The organism is Streptomyces sp. NPDC017246 (genome assembly GCF_044331325.1).
In the GTDB taxonomy this organism is placed as follows: domain Bacteria; phylum Actinomycetota; class Actinomycetes; order Streptomycetales; family Streptomycetaceae; genus Streptomyces.
Genome location: NZ_JBIRMW010000016.1, coordinates 56,943 through 72,098, shown reverse-complemented (window position 1 = coordinate 72,098; position 15,156 = coordinate 56,943). Strand labels below are relative to the sequence as shown.

Annotated in this window: 15 protein-coding genes and 1 pseudogene; 5 read left to right on the top strand and 11 right to left on the bottom strand. The window is 71.4% G+C overall.

Going from position 1 to position 15,156, the window contains the following annotated elements; all coding sequences use genetic code 11:
- Positions 1-69: 69 nt before the first annotated feature.
- The 3 genes and pseudogenes from ACH4MY_RS30540 to ACH4MY_RS30530 form a co-directional block, all read left to right on the top strand.
- Positions 70-219: pseudogene (locus tag ACH4MY_RS30540) on the top strand (SCO4848 family membrane protein); the annotation flags it as partial.
- A gap of 35 nt (positions 220-254) precedes the next feature.
- Positions 255-1,661, top strand: coding sequence for a metallophosphoesterase (locus tag ACH4MY_RS30535; RefSeq protein ID WP_398006958.1), 1,407 nt, complete (start codon positions 255-257; stop codon positions 1,659-1,661).
- Between the two features lie 193 nt (positions 1,662-1,854).
- Positions 1,855-3,408 carry an ABC transporter substrate-binding protein gene (locus ACH4MY_RS30530; RefSeq protein ID WP_398006957.1) on the top strand — a complete coding sequence of 518 codons (1,554 nt, stop codon included), beginning with the start codon at positions 1,855-1,857 and terminating at the stop codon, positions 3,406-3,408.
- A 6-nt stretch (positions 3,409-3,414) separates the two neighbouring features.
- Here ACH4MY_RS30530 and ACH4MY_RS30525 read toward each other — a convergent pair whose 3' ends face one another.
- The 3 genes from ACH4MY_RS30525 to ACH4MY_RS30515 are packed head-to-tail and all read right to left on the bottom strand — an operon-like array spanning position 3,415 to position 5,053.
- Positions 3,415-4,179: a TetR/AcrR family transcriptional regulator gene (locus ACH4MY_RS30525; RefSeq protein WP_398007104.1), complete on the bottom strand. Its 765-nt coding sequence runs from the start codon at positions 4,177-4,179 to the stop codon at positions 3,415-3,417.
- 13 nt (positions 4,180-4,192) lie between these two features.
- Entirely contained in the window at positions 4,193-4,612 is a 420-nt protein-coding gene (locus ACH4MY_RS30520) for a thiol-disulfide oxidoreductase DCC family protein (RefSeq protein ID WP_398006956.1), read from the bottom strand.
- A gap of 6 nt (positions 4,613-4,618) precedes the next feature.
- Entirely contained in the window at positions 4,619-5,053 is a 435-nt protein-coding gene (locus tag ACH4MY_RS30515) for a hypothetical protein (protein ID WP_398006955.1), read from the bottom strand.
- A gap of 147 nt (positions 5,054-5,200) precedes the next feature.
- Here ACH4MY_RS30515 and ACH4MY_RS30510 point away from each other — a divergent pair, with 147 nt between their 5' ends.
- On the top strand, positions 5,201-5,980 hold the full coding sequence (locus tag ACH4MY_RS30510) for an alpha/beta fold hydrolase (protein WP_398006953.1): 780 nt from the start codon (positions 5,201-5,203) through the stop codon (positions 5,978-5,980).
- Positions 5,981-6,071: 91 nt separating this feature from the next.
- Here the strand turns inward: ACH4MY_RS30510 and ACH4MY_RS30505 are convergent, their stop codons facing one another.
- Together ACH4MY_RS30505 and ACH4MY_RS30500 are read right to left on the bottom strand one after the other, a co-directional pair.
- The gene (locus ACH4MY_RS30505) at positions 6,072-8,168 is read right to left on the bottom strand and encodes a DUF4132 domain-containing protein (RefSeq protein ID WP_398006952.1); all 2,097 of its coding nucleotides are present in this window, start codon (positions 8,166-8,168) and stop codon (positions 6,072-6,074) included.
- 204 nt (positions 8,169-8,372) lie between these two features.
- Positions 8,373-9,590, bottom strand: a complete 1,218-nt coding sequence (locus tag ACH4MY_RS30500) for an MFS transporter (protein WP_398006951.1) — start codon at positions 9,588-9,590, stop codon at positions 8,373-8,375.
- An 85-nt stretch (positions 9,591-9,675) separates the two neighbouring features.
- On the opposite strand from ACH4MY_RS30500, the gene ACH4MY_RS30495 reads away from it, so the two are divergent.
- A complete protein-coding gene (locus tag ACH4MY_RS30495) occupies positions 9,676-10,221 on the top strand; it encodes a MarR family winged helix-turn-helix transcriptional regulator (RefSeq protein ID WP_398006950.1) in 546 nt (181 codons plus the stop codon).
- A gap of 66 nt (positions 10,222-10,287) precedes the next feature.
- Here the strand turns inward: ACH4MY_RS30495 and ACH4MY_RS30490 are convergent, their stop codons facing one another.
- The 6 genes from ACH4MY_RS30490 to ACH4MY_RS30465 form a co-directional block, all read right to left on the bottom strand.
- On the bottom strand, positions 10,288-10,818 hold the full coding sequence (locus tag ACH4MY_RS30490) for a hypothetical protein (protein WP_398006948.1): 531 nt from the start codon (positions 10,816-10,818) through the stop codon (positions 10,288-10,290).
- A gap of 82 nt (positions 10,819-10,900) precedes the next feature.
- Positions 10,901-11,659, bottom strand: coding sequence for a succinate dehydrogenase iron-sulfur subunit (locus tag ACH4MY_RS30485; RefSeq protein ID WP_267045435.1), 759 nt, complete (start codon positions 11,657-11,659; stop codon positions 10,901-10,903).
- Positions 11,659-13,413: a succinate dehydrogenase flavoprotein subunit gene (sdhA, locus tag ACH4MY_RS30480; protein ID WP_398006946.1), complete on the bottom strand. Its 1,755-nt coding sequence runs from the start codon at positions 13,411-13,413 to the stop codon at positions 11,659-11,661. The genes ACH4MY_RS30485 and sdhA overlap by 1 nt, the downstream gene beginning before the upstream one ends.
- 25 nt (positions 13,414-13,438) lie before the next feature.
- The gene (locus ACH4MY_RS30475; protein ID WP_398006945.1) at positions 13,439-13,918 is read right to left on the bottom strand and encodes a succinate dehydrogenase hydrophobic membrane anchor subunit; all 480 of its coding nucleotides are present in this window, start codon (positions 13,916-13,918) and stop codon (positions 13,439-13,441) included.
- An 8-nt stretch (positions 13,919-13,926) separates the two neighbouring features.
- Positions 13,927-14,307, bottom strand: a complete 381-nt coding sequence (gene sdhC, locus ACH4MY_RS30470) for a succinate dehydrogenase, cytochrome b556 subunit (RefSeq protein ID WP_015035721.1) — start codon at positions 14,305-14,307, stop codon at positions 13,927-13,929.
- Between the two features lie 192 nt (positions 14,308-14,499).
- A complete protein-coding gene (locus tag ACH4MY_RS30465) occupies positions 14,500-15,069 on the bottom strand; it encodes a 2-oxo-4-hydroxy-4-carboxy-5-ureidoimidazoline decarboxylase (protein WP_398007103.1) in 570 nt (189 codons plus the stop codon).
- Positions 15,070-15,156 lie beyond the last annotated feature (87 nt).

Below are 15,156 nucleotides of genomic sequence, written 5' to 3'. Positions count from 1 at the left end.
CAGTATCGAACCGCCCCCGCAGGGCCCTGCAGGCGGGCCTCCGTACGCTAGTGGTGAGCTGCTGGTGGCGGGAGTGGCCTCGCGTTCGACGATGCGGGGGCCCCGACGGCCTACTTCTGGGTTCATCTGCTGCTTGCCGTCACGTCCTTTGTCCTGGGGACGGTGATCGGGGTGCTCGGGTTGCGTGGGGTGCGTGCCGCGCGCCGCGAAAACGGTTAGGACCGCGCGAGCGGTCAGAAGAGGGGTTCCGGGGCGTGGTCGTCTTCCTGCTGGTCCTGATCGTGGTCCTCGCGCTGCTCGGCGCGGTCCACTGGTACGTGTGGCGGCGCCTCGTGCGCGATGTCACGACGCGCGGGAGCCTGCCGCGTCGCCTGGGCACGGCCGCCGTCGTGGCGCTGCCGCTGCTCTCCTTCGCGGCCCTCGGGGCCTCCCGAGCCGGAGCTCCCTTCCTGCTCCAGCAGGTGGTCGCCTGGCCGGGCTTCCTCTGGCTCGCGCTGCTGCTGTACGTGACCCTGGCCCTGGTCGTCGGTGAGGCCGTCCGGCCCCTCCTGCGCGCCTGGCTCGCCCGTCGCGCGGAGGCCGGGGCGACGGCGCCGGCTTCCCTCCCGGTGCCGGTCCGCGAGCCCGTCCCCGCCGCCGAGCAGCAGGTCCCGCAGGCGGCGCCCGACGCGGCGGCCGGACCGGCCGCCGCGCAGGAGTCCACGGAGCCCGAGGCACCCAGGGGGTCCGAGGGGGCCACGGGGCCCACAGGGGCTGCCGGACCCACCGGGGCGACGGAGCCCAAGGAGCCGAGGGGTGCCACCGGGCCGGTGGCACCGGGAGCCGCCGCCGAGGTCTCCCGCCGGCTGTTCGTCTCCCGGGTCGTCGGCGGTACGGCCGCCGCCGTCGCCGTGGGCACCGTCGGCTACGGCACGTACGGCGTGCTGCGCGGCCCCCGGGTCAAGCGGGTCACCGTCCCGCTCGCCAAGATCCCGCGCGCCGCGCACGGCTACCGGATCGCCGTCGTCTCCGACATCCACCTCGGCCCGATCCTCGGCCGCGCCCACACCCAGCGCATCGTGGACACGATCAACGCCGCCCAGCCCGACCTGATCGCTGTCGTCGGCGACCTCGTCGACGGCACCGTCGAGAACCTCGGTTCCGCCGCCGAGCCGCTCGCCCGGCTCCGTGCCCGGCACGGCTCCTTCTTCGTGACGGGCAATCACGAGTACTTCTCGGGCGCCGACGCCTGGGTCGACCACGTCCGCGAACTCGGCCTGCGGCCACTGCGCAACGACCGCGTGGAGATCGCGGCCGGGTTCGACCTCGCCGGCGTCGACGACGTCGCGGGGGAGAGCGAGGGGCAGGGGCCGGACTTCGCCCGGGCCCTCGGCGACCGCGACCGGGCCCGCGCCGCGGTCCTCCTCGCGCACCAGCCGATCGTCATCCACGACGCCGTACGCCACGGCGTCGACCTCCAGCTCTCCGGACACACCCACGGCGGTCAGCTCTGGCCCGGCAACTACCTCGCCGAGCTGGCCAACCCGACCGTCGCCGGACTCGAACGGTACGGAGACACCCAGCTGTACGTCTCGCGGGGCGCGGGGGCCTGGGGGCCCCCGGTCCGGGTCGGGGCGCCCTCCGACATCACGATCGTCGAACTCGCCTCGAAACAGGCGTAATCGGGACGGGGTCACTCCCCGCGCCGAGACCGATACGTGCTGCTCATCGACTTAAATTCGCATTTCCCGGACATATACCTGTGGTGTGAAAGTTTTCTCTTCCACTTGTGAAAACGGTGTGATGGGATGACATCCATCGCGACGTTTCCGGGGGCCGTCGCAGCTGGGGTGGACGAATAAAGGAAGCACGGCAATGCGGTCGACGGTCCGTCTGCGGATCCTCATCACTTGTGGAGTACTGGTGGCCGCCGGAGTGGGGGGCTGGCAACTCCTGCCCTCCGACGGCGGCCGGACCGATCCGATCAGCGTCGGCACAACCGACGCGATCACTTCACTGGACCCGGCCGGCGCGTACGACGCCGGTTCCTGGGCCATGTACAGCAATGTGTTCCAGTCGTTGCTGACGTTCAAGCCGGGGTTCACGACCCCGGTTCCGGACGCGGCGGAGAGCTGCAAGTTCGTGGGCACCAAGCTCACGACCTACCAGTGCACGCTGCGCGACGATCTCTCCTTCGCCAACGGGCGCAAGATGACCGCCGAGGACGTGAAGTACTCCTTCGAGCGGATGCTGCACATCAAGACCGACGTCGGTCCGCAGCCTCTCTTCCCGACGCTGAAGAACGTCTCGGCCGAGGGCCGTACCGTCACCTTCCACCTGAGCGGCCGGGACGCCACGTTCCCGCTGAAGGTGGCCACGGGCGCCGGTTCGATCGTCGACAAGGACCAGTACCCGGCCGACAGGCTGCGCACCGGCTCCGCGGTCGACGGCTCGGGGCCGTACGTCCTCAAGGAGTACAAGGAGGGCGAGTCGGCCCTCCTGGAGCCCAACCCGAAGTACAGGGGCGCCATCACCAAGGCCGGCGGTCCGGTCCTGGTGAAGTACTTCGGCCAGTCCGAGGAGCTCGCCGACGCCTGGAAGTCGAAGGACGTCGAGGTGACGCACCGGCAGCTCCCGCCGGAGTTCGTCTCCAACCTGGACACCAAGGACGGCACCCGGGTCACCGAGGCGGAGAGCGCCGAGATCCGCAACCTCAACTTCAACGTCCGGCCCGGCTCGCCGATGGCCGACAAGGCCGTGCGGCAGGCCGTCGCCGCCGTCCTCGACCGCCCGGCGATCACCACCGGCGCCTACAAGGGCACGGTCGAGCCGCTGTACTCCCTCATCCCGCAGGGCTTCGTCGGGCACAGCACCGCGTTCTACGACGTGAACCCGGAGCCGAGCGCCGAGAAGGCGAAGAAGCTCCTGAAGGACGCCGGGATCAAGACCCCGGTGAAGTTCACCTTCGGCTACCGCAAGGACGTCACCTACGGCGCCGAGACGGCCGAGATCAAGCGGCAGCTGGAGGAGACCGGCCTCTTCGAGGTCGAGGCCGTCGAGGTCAAGTGGACGGAGTTCCAGAAGGCGTACGCGAAGGGCACCTACGACGCGTACACGGTCGGCTGGCTCCCCGACTTCCCCGACTCCGACAGCTTCACCGCGCCGCTCGTCGGCACGGAGAACACCCTGCACAACGGGTTCTCCAGCAAGCGGATCGACACCCTGATCTCCTCGACGCAGCAGTTCAGCGACCGCTCGCGGGCCACGGGCGACTTCAGGGAGATCCAGAACGAGGTCGCCACGGACGTCCCGCTCGTCCCGCTGTGGCAGAAGAAGGACTATGTCCTCTCCACGGAGGCGGTCGCCGGCTCCCAGTACCTGACGGACGGTACGGGCATCTGGCGCCTGTGGGAGCTCAGCTGGATCTAGACCTCGTCACGAGGTCTTCGGCGGCTTCGGTTCAGCCCTCTTCTTGGGCTTTCCCGAGGCCGCCATTCCGGCTGCCGTCGGCATGAAGTCGGAGAGCAGCTCGTGCGTCTCCTTGACCAGCGGGCGCAGGATCCGGAAGCGGGAGAGCGAGATCGCGCGGGCGGTGACGGGCGCGAGGCGCTCCACGAGGCGCCGGCTGTTGGCGGCGCCCTCCGAGCGGTCGTACACCCAGAAGAGCACCAGGCCCATCTGCTGGAGCCAGAGCAACTGGGGGAGGGCTTCGGCCAGTTCCGGGTCGACCTTGACCGAGGCGCCGGAGATGACCCGCCGGTGGACCTCGATCGCCGCCTCGCGCGGGCCCTCCGACTCGGGCGAGAAGGGGCTGAGCGGGCTGTCCGGGTCGGCGGCGTTCTTGAAGAACTGGGCCGCGAACTCGTGGTACGGCCCCGCGATGTCGAGCCAGCCGAGGTAGACCCCCCGGATCCGGGCCGTGAGGTCCTTCTCGCCGCCGGTCAGGATGGACTCGACGGCCGCCTGGTGCTCCTCGGCGATCCGGTCGTAGAAGCCCTGGACGAGGTGTTCCTTGGAGGAGAAGTAGTAGTAGGCGTTGCCGACGGAGACTCCGGCCTCCTGGGCGATGGCCCGCATCGTCGTCTTGTCGTAACCGCGCTCCTTGAACAGCCGGAGCGCGGTTTCGAGGATGAGCGTGCGGGTCTGCTCGCTCTTCGGGGCCTTCTTCTCGTCGGCCTGCTTCTCTTCCTTCGCGTCCATCACGGGACCGAGCCTAGCCGGGCGGACCGGGCACCTCGCAGTGCCCGTCCGCGCAGCTCCCGTCCCCGCCGCCCGGCCCCTTGAGGGCCTCGCGCCACTTCGCCGCGGCGAGCACGGTCATCCGGGCGAAGGGCTGCCCGGCGGGGGTGGCCAGCCAGTGGGCCTTGGCCCGGTGGTCGGCCAGCGCCCAGAGGCAGACGATCCAGGCGGAGGTCTCCCGGTAGACCTGGCCCCGGTCCCCGATCACGGTGATCTCCCGCAGGGTGGCGGCGTGATCGAGGGCGGGGAAGCGGCGCCTGGCCTCCTGCGACGCGGCCGGTACGAGGTCCAGCGGCACGAGCTGCCGCTGGCGCAGCAGCCAGTGCCTGAGGTGCACGCAGAGCGGGCAGTCGGCGTCGTACAGCACGGTCAGGCGTCCCACGGGGGTCGGCACGGCGGTTCAGCCCTGAGGTGCGGGCGGGGCCCAGGGGCCGGGCTTGGGGGCGGCCGTCCAGCCCTGCGGACCGACCGGCGGCACCTGCTCGCGCTCCATGACCCCGCGGCGCCGGATCTTGTTGAGGACGTACACGTTCCCGAGGTGCATGACGCCGAGGACGAGCAGTACGACCCCGAGCTTCACGGAGAGCGCCTCGAAGAGGGCGCGGGCGTCGAGGACGGCGTCGTCCTGGCTCAGATAGAGGGCGACGAAGCCGAAGTTGACGAGGTAGAAGCCGACCACCAGGAGGTGGTTGACCGCTTCGGCGAGCTTCTCGTTCCCGTGCAGGACGTCCGCGAGGAAGATCCTTCCGTTGCGGCTGAGTGTGCGCGCGACCCAGATGGTCAGGGCGACGCTGATCAGCAGGTAGGCGATGTACGCGATGACAGTGAGGTCCATGCCCCACCCTCCCTTGAACGCGTTCAAAAGCTGGCGGTCATGACTGTAGACCTCTCTTTGAACGTGTTCAAGTCGCTGTGCGGCTGCTCGCGGGGGCCGGTGGAAACCCGCTGGTCACCACTTGTCCCGCCGCCTAGGGTCGGGCGGATGACGCTCTCTCACGACCTGGCCGGCGCCGGCCCCTCGACCGTTCTCCTGCTGCACTCCGGGGTCTGCGACCGCCGGATGTGGGACGGGCAGTTCCACGCCCTCGCCGACGCCGGACACCGCGTCGTCCGCTGCGACCTCCGAGGCTTCGGAGACAGCCCCATCGACGCCCCGCACACCCACGCCGACGACGTGCGCGACCTCCTCGACCACCTCGGCGTCGAGCGGACCGCCGTCGTCGGCGCCTCCTTCGGCGGCCGGATCGCCCTGGAACTCGCCGTCCGTCACCCCGGCCGCGTCTCCGCCCTCGCCCTGCTCGGCTCCGACATCCCGGGCTTCGCGCCCGGCGCGGAGCTGCGGGCCTGGGGAGAGCGCGAGGACGAACTGCTCGAAGCCGGCGACCTCGACGGGGCCGTCGAGTTCAACGTCGACACCTGGCTCGGACCCGAGGCCGGACCCGGGGCCCGCGCCCTCGTCCGGGAGATGCAGTGGCGCGCCTTCGAGGTCCAGCTTGCCGCCCCCGAGGAGTTCGAGCCCGTCGAGCCCGAGATCGCCGCCGACGACCTCGCCGGAATCGAGGTCCCCGCCCTCGTGGTCACCGGTGCCCACGACCACCCCGACTTCCGGGCGGTGGCCGACGACCTCACCCGCCTCCTGCCCGGCGCCCGCCGCGTCGACCTCGACTGGGCCGGGCACCTCCCCGCCCTGGAGCGCCCGGACGAGACCGCCCGCCTGCTCACCGCCTTCCTGACGGAGACGACGAGCGACCGGGCATCCTGACCCGCCGCCTCCGGCCGCGCACCTGCCCCGGCCGCAGCAGGCCGCGCCCCGGGGGCCCGCCCCGTTCAGCGCCGGGCCGGGCCCGCCCCGGTCAGCTCCCTGCCGGGCCCGTCTCCGTCGCGGCCACCTCCACGAACAGGTCGACGTCCCGGAACGCCTCCGACAGCGCGAGCGCCGGTACGTCGGCCAGCGCGGCCTCCGACCAGGCACCCCGCACGCCCGCGGCGCCGGACCGCCGCTCGAACCACACCCGGTCCGTCGCGCAGAGCCGGGCCACCCCGTCCCGGCTCGCCCCCTCGTCGACCAGCTCGACGAGGAACCGGGCCCGCCAGACCGTCCCCTCGGCCGCCGGAACGTCCCCCGGTACCGGCAGCTCCTTCGCCATCTCCGAGGACCAGCCGTCCGAGAAGTACCCCAGGTGGTTCCCCGTCCAGCCGCGCTCGGTCATCAGCGCCCGTGCCTGCCCGTACCGCAGCTCCCGCCCGGCGAAGCGGTGGGAGGACGAGCCGGCCGCCCGCTCCGCCGGAGTGAGCGGGTACACCTCGCGGAAGACCTGCTTGAACGGCCGCTCCTCCTCCCGTCCCTCCGTCGCGGCCCGCCACTCGGCGGCCTCCTCGTCCCCGGCCCGCAGCGGATGCCACAGCCTCAGCCGGGCGCCCGGTCCGACCGGACGCGCGGTGCCGTCCGCGCCCGCCAGCGCCCAGCCGCCGCCGGTGCGCTCGGGCAGGCCCGCGGTCCACCGCTCCCCGTCGCCCTCCGCGACCTCCCACAGCAGCACGCGGGCCATCGTCCCGGTGACCGGGTGGTCCACGTAGTACCGCTGCCAGTCCTCCGCAGGCCAGGTCGTCCCCGCCGTCAGGTGCTCCTCGAGGCGGGAACGCTCGGCGGCGACCAGGGCCCTGAGCTCCTTGAGCCCCGCCCGGACCCGCTTCAGCTCTTCGGCGTGCTCCTCCCGGACCTCCTTCGGCGCGGTCTTCGGGAGTCTCCCCTCCGGGCTTCTGAAGACCAGCGCGACCGTGCCCGGCTCCCGTACCGACAGCTCGGCCGTGTACGCCCCGAGCGGCACCTCCCGCACTCCGCGCCCGTCGAGTCCGAGCGTCGCCACCCCGCGCTCGCGGAGCATCGACGGCGCCACCCCGGAGCGGGCCGAGACCTCCTCCAGGGCCTTGGCGATCCCCTTCGCCACCGTGCGGTTGACCACCTTCCTCGGCAGCCGGCCGAGCCACTGCACGGCCTCCTGGCCCCGGGCCTCCCCGCACGCGCCGAGTACCGCGACGGCGGTCGTGGCCAGGGACTGGCTGCGGCACATGCCGCCGGAGCCCCCGAGCCCCGTACCCGCGTGGAGCGCGACGGCGCCCACCAGCGGGACGGCCCACTCGGCGTCCACGTCGAGCGCGGCCCACAACAGGCCGCGGACGAGCGGGGTGTTGCCGGTGGCCGCCAGTGTCGGGGCGTTCATCCCCCACGGGTCCAGGTCGCTCACCCGGTGTTCGGGCTGTGCGGCGATGCCTTCGAGGAGGAGGCGTACCACCTCCGCCCCGCCCTCGGCCCGTGCCAGGAGCTCCGCCGACCGCTTCCGCCAGCTCAGGGGGGCCCGGGGCCGGTGCAGCGTGGCGCAGTGCTCCAGGAACTCCACCACCCCCGTCCGCGTGAGGAGGGTCGGGTGCGCGGCCCGCATGGCCGGGCCGTAGTCGTCGAGCGCGTCGAGGAGGTGACGGGGCAGCAGGCCCGGTTCGACGTGGATCCGGCGCCGCAGCAGGGCGTCCATCCGGTCCCGGAGGGCGGCGAACCGGTCGCTCCGGTAGACCCGGAGCTGCTCGGCCATGCCCCGCAGCAGCCGCACCCGGGGCCGGTCGAACTCCTCGGCCTGCTCCGCGGCCGACAGGGCGATCGTCACCAGGGAGAGGAAGGACTCCCGCAGTTCGTGCGGGGCGACCTCCGCGTCCTTTCCGAGGAGTCGGGCGAGCAGCTGATCGGACTCCGCCGTCGACCAGCCGAGTTCCTGCCCGGCCAGGGTGCCGAGGGCCCGCCCCGCCGGTTCCTCGTCGGACCGGCGGCAGATCCGCCGGTGGAGGGCGAGGGCGCTCTCCCGCCGGCCGGCCGTGTCCAGTGAGTCCAGGAACTCCCCCAGGGCGCCCGCCCCGTCGGCCCGCTCGCGCGCGAGCGCCTCGCCAAGCCGGTGCCCCAACCCTTGCCCCGGCCGCAGCCCCGGCCCGTCTCCCGGCCCCGGCCCGTCTCCCGGCCGCAGCGCCGGCCCGTCTCCCGGCCCCAGTCCTGCCCCGTGCCCCAGCCCGTTGTCCGGCCCGACGGCCGTCACCGTGTTCCCCGTGTTCCCCGCGTTCCCGCTGTTCCCCACCATGCGTACGACGGTAGAGGACCCCACCGACAACGCTCAGATGAGGCGGCGCACCCCCGGTACCAGTGCCGTCGCGGCGCAGCAGGCGCCCACCAGCACCCCGGCGGCGAGCAGCGGCACTTCGGGGCCCCAGGCCGAGGCGGCGATCGGCGCCAGCGTGTACCCCAGGGGTACGGCCGCGAGCGAGAGCAGCCAGTCGTACGAGGTGACCCGGGCGAGCGCGTGGGCGGGCACCGACCGTTGGACGGCGGTCTCCCAGACGGGGGAGAGGAAGCCGAGCCCCGCCTGCGCGAGCCCGTAGGCCGCGACGGTGAGCGGTGCGGGCGCGGCGACCGCGAGGAGGACCAGGGGCAGGGCGTACGTGGCGAGTCCGAGGTTGGCCGTGAGGACCGGGCGCCGGGGGCTGACCCGGTCGGCGAGGAGCGCCCCGAGGAGGTAGCCGACGGCGCCGACCTGCAGCAGGACGACCCAGGTGGTGCCGCCACCGAGCCGCTGCACGGCGACGGCGGGTCCGAGGGTCATGAGGACGGCGGCGGCGCCGTTCCACGCGCCGTGGCCGATCAGGCTGGTCCAGTACCAGTCCCGGGAGCGGACCTCCTGCCAGCCCTCCGCGAGGTCGGCCCGGAGCGAGCGGCGGGGGATCGGCACCCGCTTCACCCGCACGGCCGTCAGGAGCAGCGCGCTGACGGCGAAGGTGGCCGCGTCCAGGACGAAGGCCCAGCCGGGCCCCACGGTCAGGACGAGGGTGCCGGCGAGTGCGGGGCCGCCGAGCCGGCCGGCGCTCCGGGCGACGCTCATCGCCGCGTTGGCGCGGTGCAGTGACTCGGCCGGCACCGTGCCCTTCACGAGGGGTGCGACGGTCGGCATCGCGAAGGCTCCGGCGGCGCCGCCGAGCGCTTCGGCGACGGCGAGGACGGCCAGGCTCGGTGTTCCGCCGAGGAGCTGGATCCCGACGATCAGCTGGGTGGCGAAGCGTACGAGGTCGGTGGTGAGTGCGACCGTGCGGGCGTCGAAGCGGTCGCCGACGACTCCTCCCAGTGGCAGCAGGAGCAGCTTGGGCACCATCGCGCAGCCGAGGACGAGGGCGAGTGCCGCGGTGGAGCCGGTGGCCTCCAGGACGGCGAGCGCGAGGGCGGCGGGGATCGCGGCGTCGCCGAGGAGGGAGAGGGCGCGACCGGCGAAGAGGAGCCGGAAGGAGCGGGTGCGGAGGGGGTGCGGGGTGGAGGGGGGCGCAGAGGTGACGGGGGCGGTCATGGTCCGAAGAGTATTTCGGTACCGAATAGTTCGTCAACGAAGTACTTATCAGGAGGATCTCCGTCCGCCGACGTACGATCACCCCATGGCGCACCCCGAGGAACCGCGTACTCCCAGCGAGCCGCGCGACTGGACCGACGAGCACGTCGCCCGCTGGCAGCCCGTGCTGCCCGGCCTCGACCCCGTCGTCGAGGGCGCCGTCACCCGGATGAAGAAGCTCTCCGTCCATCTGCGCCGGGTCAGGGAGCAGTCCCTCGTCGACTTCGACCTGGAACGCCACGAGTTCGACACCCTGCACAAGATCGCGGGCCGGGGCGGCAGCGCCGCACCCTCCGAACTCGCCCAGGACCTCGACCTGGCGCCCGCCTCCGTCTCCGGCCGCCTCGACGCCCTGGAGAAGCGCGGACTCGTCCGCCGCACCCAGTCCACCGCCGACCGCCGCCGGGTCGTCGTCGAACTCACCCCCGCCGGCCGCGAGACCTGGCTCGGCGCGATGGACGTCCTCGGCCACGAGGAGGACCGCCTCCTCGGCGTCCTCACCCCCGAGGAGCGCACCCTCCTCAACGACCTGCTGCGCCGCGTCATGGTCGAGGCGGAGTCCGCGGAGCCGGCCCGCCACTGGCACGGCTGAGGGACCCGGGGGCGGCCCCTGGGTCCCTCGGACGAACGCACGCACCCACCGCCGTACGGCGAACGGTCACATGCTCAGCGAGCGCGCGTAGTTGAGCTGCCCCATCACCCAGTGGATGGTGTCCGGGCCCCGCGCCGGGATCATCGTGGCGTGGTGCCTGCCGCCGCTGGTCACCGTGACCTGGATGAAGCCGGTGGTCTGCTTCTCCTTCATGAGCAGGAACAGCAGGCCCAGCAGGCAGAAGACGAAGAAGATGACGGCCAGCACGACGGCGACCGTGGGCATCTTCTCCTCGGTCCGCGACATGTCCATCGCGTTCCACACGGCGCCCTTGAGGGGCATCGGCCCGGCCGGCGTGATGATCTGGTCGCCGACCACGGTGATGTCACCCAGGCTGAGCAGCGGGGCGCCCGCGCCCATGGGGCCCTGAGGCGGCCCCGGCAGGTGCTGCGGCGGAACCGGCACCCCTTCCGGCAGGGTCGGCTGGTACGCCGGGGTGTGCGGGTAGCCGTAGGCCGGCTGCCCCGGCGTACCGGGCTGCTGCCGGCCCGGGCCCCACTCGTAGTCCTCCGCCTTGTAAGGGTTCGGCTCGCTCATCAGTCCCCGTCCTCCACAAAAGAAAAAGCCCGCTCCTGCACGCCGCAGCGTACAGAAGCGGGCCGGGACACCGAACCGTCCGTCAGAAGCGACGCGTGATCAGCGCACGCTTCACTTCCTGGATCGCCTTGGTGACCTCGATGCCACGCGGGCAGGCGTCCGTGCAGTTGAACGTGGTGCGGCAACGCCACACGCCGTCCTTGTCGTTCAGGATCTCCAGGCGCTGCTCGCCCGCCTCGTCACGCGAGTCGAAGATGAAGCGGTGCGCGTTGACGATCGCGGCCGGACCGAAGTACTGGCCGTCGTTCCAGAAGACCGGGCAGGACGACGTGCACGCGGCGCACAGGATGCACTTGGTGGTGTCGTCGAAGCGCTCACGGTCCTCGGCGGTCTGCAGGCGCTCGCGCGTCGGCTCGTTGCCCTTGGTGACCAGGAACGGCATGACGTCCCGGTACGCCTGGAAGAAGGGCTCCATGTCGACGACAAGGTCCTTCAGCACCGTGAGGCCCTTGATGGCCTCGACCGTGATCGGCTTGTCGGGGTTGAGGTCCTTGATCAGCGTCTTGCAGGCGAGCCTGTTCTTGCCGTTGATCCGCATCGCGTCCGAGCCGCAGATGCCGTGCGCGCACGAGCGGCGGAAGGTCAGCGTGCCGTCGACGTCCCACTTGATCTTGTGGAGGGCGTCGAGGACGCGCTCCTTCGGGTCGATCTCGATCTGGAAGTCTTCCCAGACCGAGGCGTCCGAGATCTCGGGGTTGAAGCGGCGGATCCGCATCGTGACCGTGATGTACGGGGAGGCGGCGGACTCCGCCTCGACCTTGTCCAGTACGGGGGTAGCCATCAGTACTTACGCTCCATCGGCTGGTAGCGGGTCGTCACGACCGGCTTGTAGTCGAGACGGACGGTCTCGGAGCCGTCCTCGCCGACCTCGCGGTACGCCATGGTGTGACGCATGAAGTTGACGTCGTCGCGGTTGGGGTAGTCCTCGCGGTAGTGACCGCCGCGGGACTCCTTGCGCGCCAGGGCCGAGACGGCCATGACCTCGGCCAGTTCGAGCAGGTTGCCCAGCTCGATGGCCTCCAGGAGGTCCGTGTTGAAGCGCTTGCCCTTGTCCTGGATGGACACGTTCTCGTAGCGCTCGCGCAGCTCGGCGATCTTCTCGACGGCCGTCTTGATGGTCTGCTCCGTACGGAACACCATCACGTTGGCGTCCATCGTCTCCTGGAGCTCGCGGCGGATGTCGGCCACCCGCTCGCTGCCCGTGGAGTTGCGGAGCTTCTCGATCGTCGAGACGACGAGCGCCTCCGGGTTCTCCGGCAGCTCGACGTAGTCGTGCTTGGCGGAGTACTCGGCCGCGGCGATGCCGGAGCGCTTGCCGAAGACGTTGATGTCGAGCAGCGAGTTGGTGCCGAGGCGGTTGGCGCCGTGCACCGACACGCAGGCGACCTCGCCGGCCGCGTACAGGCCCGGGACGACGGTGGTGTTGTCCGAGAGGACCTCACCCTCGACGTTGGTCGGGATGCCGCCCATGGCGTAGTGCGCGGTGGGCTGGATCGGGATCGGGTCCGTGTACGGCTCGATGCCGAGGTACGTACGGGCGAACTCGGTGATGTCCGGGAGCTTGGCGTCGAGCTGCTCCGGCGGGAGGTGCGTCAGGTCCAGGTAGACGTGGTCGCCCTCGGGACCGCAGCCGCGGCCCTCGCGGATCTCCGTGTAGATGGAGCGGGAGACGACGTCACGGGACGCGAGGTCCTTCATGACCGGCGCGTACTTCTCCATGAAGCGCTCGCCGTCCTTGTTGCGGAGGATGCCGCCCTCACCGCGGGCGCCCTCCGTCAGCAGGATGCCCATGCGCCAGATGCCCGTCGGGTGGAACTGGAAGAACTCCATGTCCTCCAGGGGCAGGCCGCGGCGGTAGCAGGCGGCCTGGCCGTCACCGGTCAGGGTGTGCGCGTTGGAGGTCACCTTGAAGAACTTGCCGGTGCCGCCGGACGCGTAGATCACGGCCTTGGCCTGGAAGATGTGGATCTCGCCGGTGGCCAGCTCGTAGGCGACGACGCCCGCGGAGTGCTTCACACCGTCGACCTCGACGATGAGCTGGTCCAGGACGTAGAACTCGTTGAAGAACTCCACACCCTCCTTGACGCAGTTCTGGTACAGCGTCTGGAGGATCATGTGGCCGGTGCGGTCCGCGGCGTAGCAGGACCGGCGGACCGGGGCCTCGCCGTGGTTGCGGGAGTGACCGCCGAAGCGGCGCTGGTCGATGGTGCCGTTCGGGGTCCGGTTGAACGGCAGGCCCATCTTCTCCAGGTCGAGGACGGCGTCGATGGCCTCCTTCGCCAGGATCTCGGCGGCGTCCTGGTCGACCAGGTAGTCACCGCCCTTGACCGTGTCGAAGGTGTGCCACTCCCAGTTGTCCTCCTCCACGTTCGCCAGCGCGGCGGCCATGCCGCCCTGCGCGGCGCCCGTGTGGGAGCGGGTGGGGTAGAGCTTCGTCAGCACGGCGGTGCGGCTGCGCTTCGTCGACTCGATGGCGGCGCGCATGCCGGCGCCACCGGCGCCGACGATGACGGTGTCGTACTTGTGGATCTTCATGACGTGGATTACCTCAGCCCCGTGCCTAGCGGATGTTCGGGTCGAAGGTGAAGATCACCAGCGTGCCCAGAAGGATGGTGAACACCGTGGCGGTGTACAGCAGGCCCTTGAGCCACAGGCGCGTGTTGGCCCGCTCCGCGTAGTCGTTGATGACGGTACGGAGGCCGTTGGCGCCGTGCAGCATGGCGAGCCAGAGCATCAGCAGGTCCCAGACCTGCCAGAACGGGGACGCCCAGCGGCCGGCCACGAAGGCGAAGCCGATCTTGGAGACGCCGCCGTCCAGGAAGAGCTGGATCAGCAGGTGGCCGAGGACCAGGACCACGAGGACCACGCCGGAGAGGCGCATGAAGAGCCAGGCGGCCATCTCGAAGTTGCCGCGGGTCGCGCGCGGGGTCTTGCCCGTGCGCTTGCGGGGGGCCTCGATGTACGGCGCGGGGTTGTCCACGTCGTACTGGGCGCCGCCCTCGACGGGGCCGATCGCGGCGGAGGTGGTGTCAGCAGACATGTCTGGCGTCAGCTCCCGAACAGTTCACGTGCGGCATGGCCGAGGACGGGGTACAGCGAGCCCGCCATCAGGACGACCCAGATGCCCACGACGGTCCAGAGCATCTGCTTCTGGTAGCGCGGGCCCTTGGACCAGAAGTCCACGGCGATGACACGGAGACCGTTCAGCGCGTGGAAGAGGATGGCAGCGACGAGGCCGTACTCGAGGAGAGCGACGATCGGCGTCTTGTAGGTCGCGACGACCTCGTCGTACGCCTCGGGAGAGACGCGGACGAGAGCGGTGTCCAGCACGTGTACGAACAGGAAGAAGAAGATGAGGACGCCGGTGACTCGATGAGCCACCCAGCTCCACATTCCTTCCCGGCCGCGGTACAGCGTTCCAGCCGGCACGGAAAAACCCTCCGGGAGCGGGGATCGGGGTCGGCCGGCTTCAGTGTCGGTCTGACCCGGCCGGGTACGGTCCACCGGCCCCGGTCATCGTAGCGACGACTTGTCGGTTCGTTTGCGCGGGGTCCATAGGTGTGATCAAACAGGCACGGACGGCCTATGACACAGACCGGAATCGCCGCATTCCGGACGGAATCACGGTGCGGAGTGTCGGGGTGTGAGCGTCTCGGCGAGCCGGAACGCGAGCCGGGCGCGCGCGAGCCGCCTCAGTTCGTCGGCGGCGATCACCCGCTCCTCCTCCGCTTCGTTGCCGAGACGTGACCGGATGCCTGCCAAAACCTGGTCCAGCCGCTCCCCGGGGCTTACTCCGTCGAGGCTGATCACGAACGCGTGTCCGAAGCTGCTCTCGTACGCGGCGTGGGCGGCCCGCAGCGCGGTCCGCGCCGCCGGCGGCGCGTCGGGGTGCGGCAGGGCCGAGGACTCGGCGGCCAGGGCGCCGTCGAGATCGGCGCGGGACAGGTCGTACCCGGCCTCGTCGGCGGCGGCGAGCAGGGCCTCCACGGTCGGGTACGGGCGGTGCGCGGCCACCCGTTCGGCCCAGCGGTGGCTGTGGCAGCAGGAGAGGAGCAGGGCCTCGGCCTCGGCGGGCGAGGCGGCGTTGAAGCCCGCGAGCCCGCGGACGGAGGGGCCCTGGTTCTGGGCCGGTATGGCAGGCGTGTCCGTGGAGCCCGGCTTGCGGCAGGGGACATGAGTGTCGCTGGTCAGCGTGGGCTCCGGTACTCCGGGACGGGTGGGGCTGTCGCGCGCGGGGACGGGCGCGATGGGGTGGGTGTGACACAACGTTATCGACGG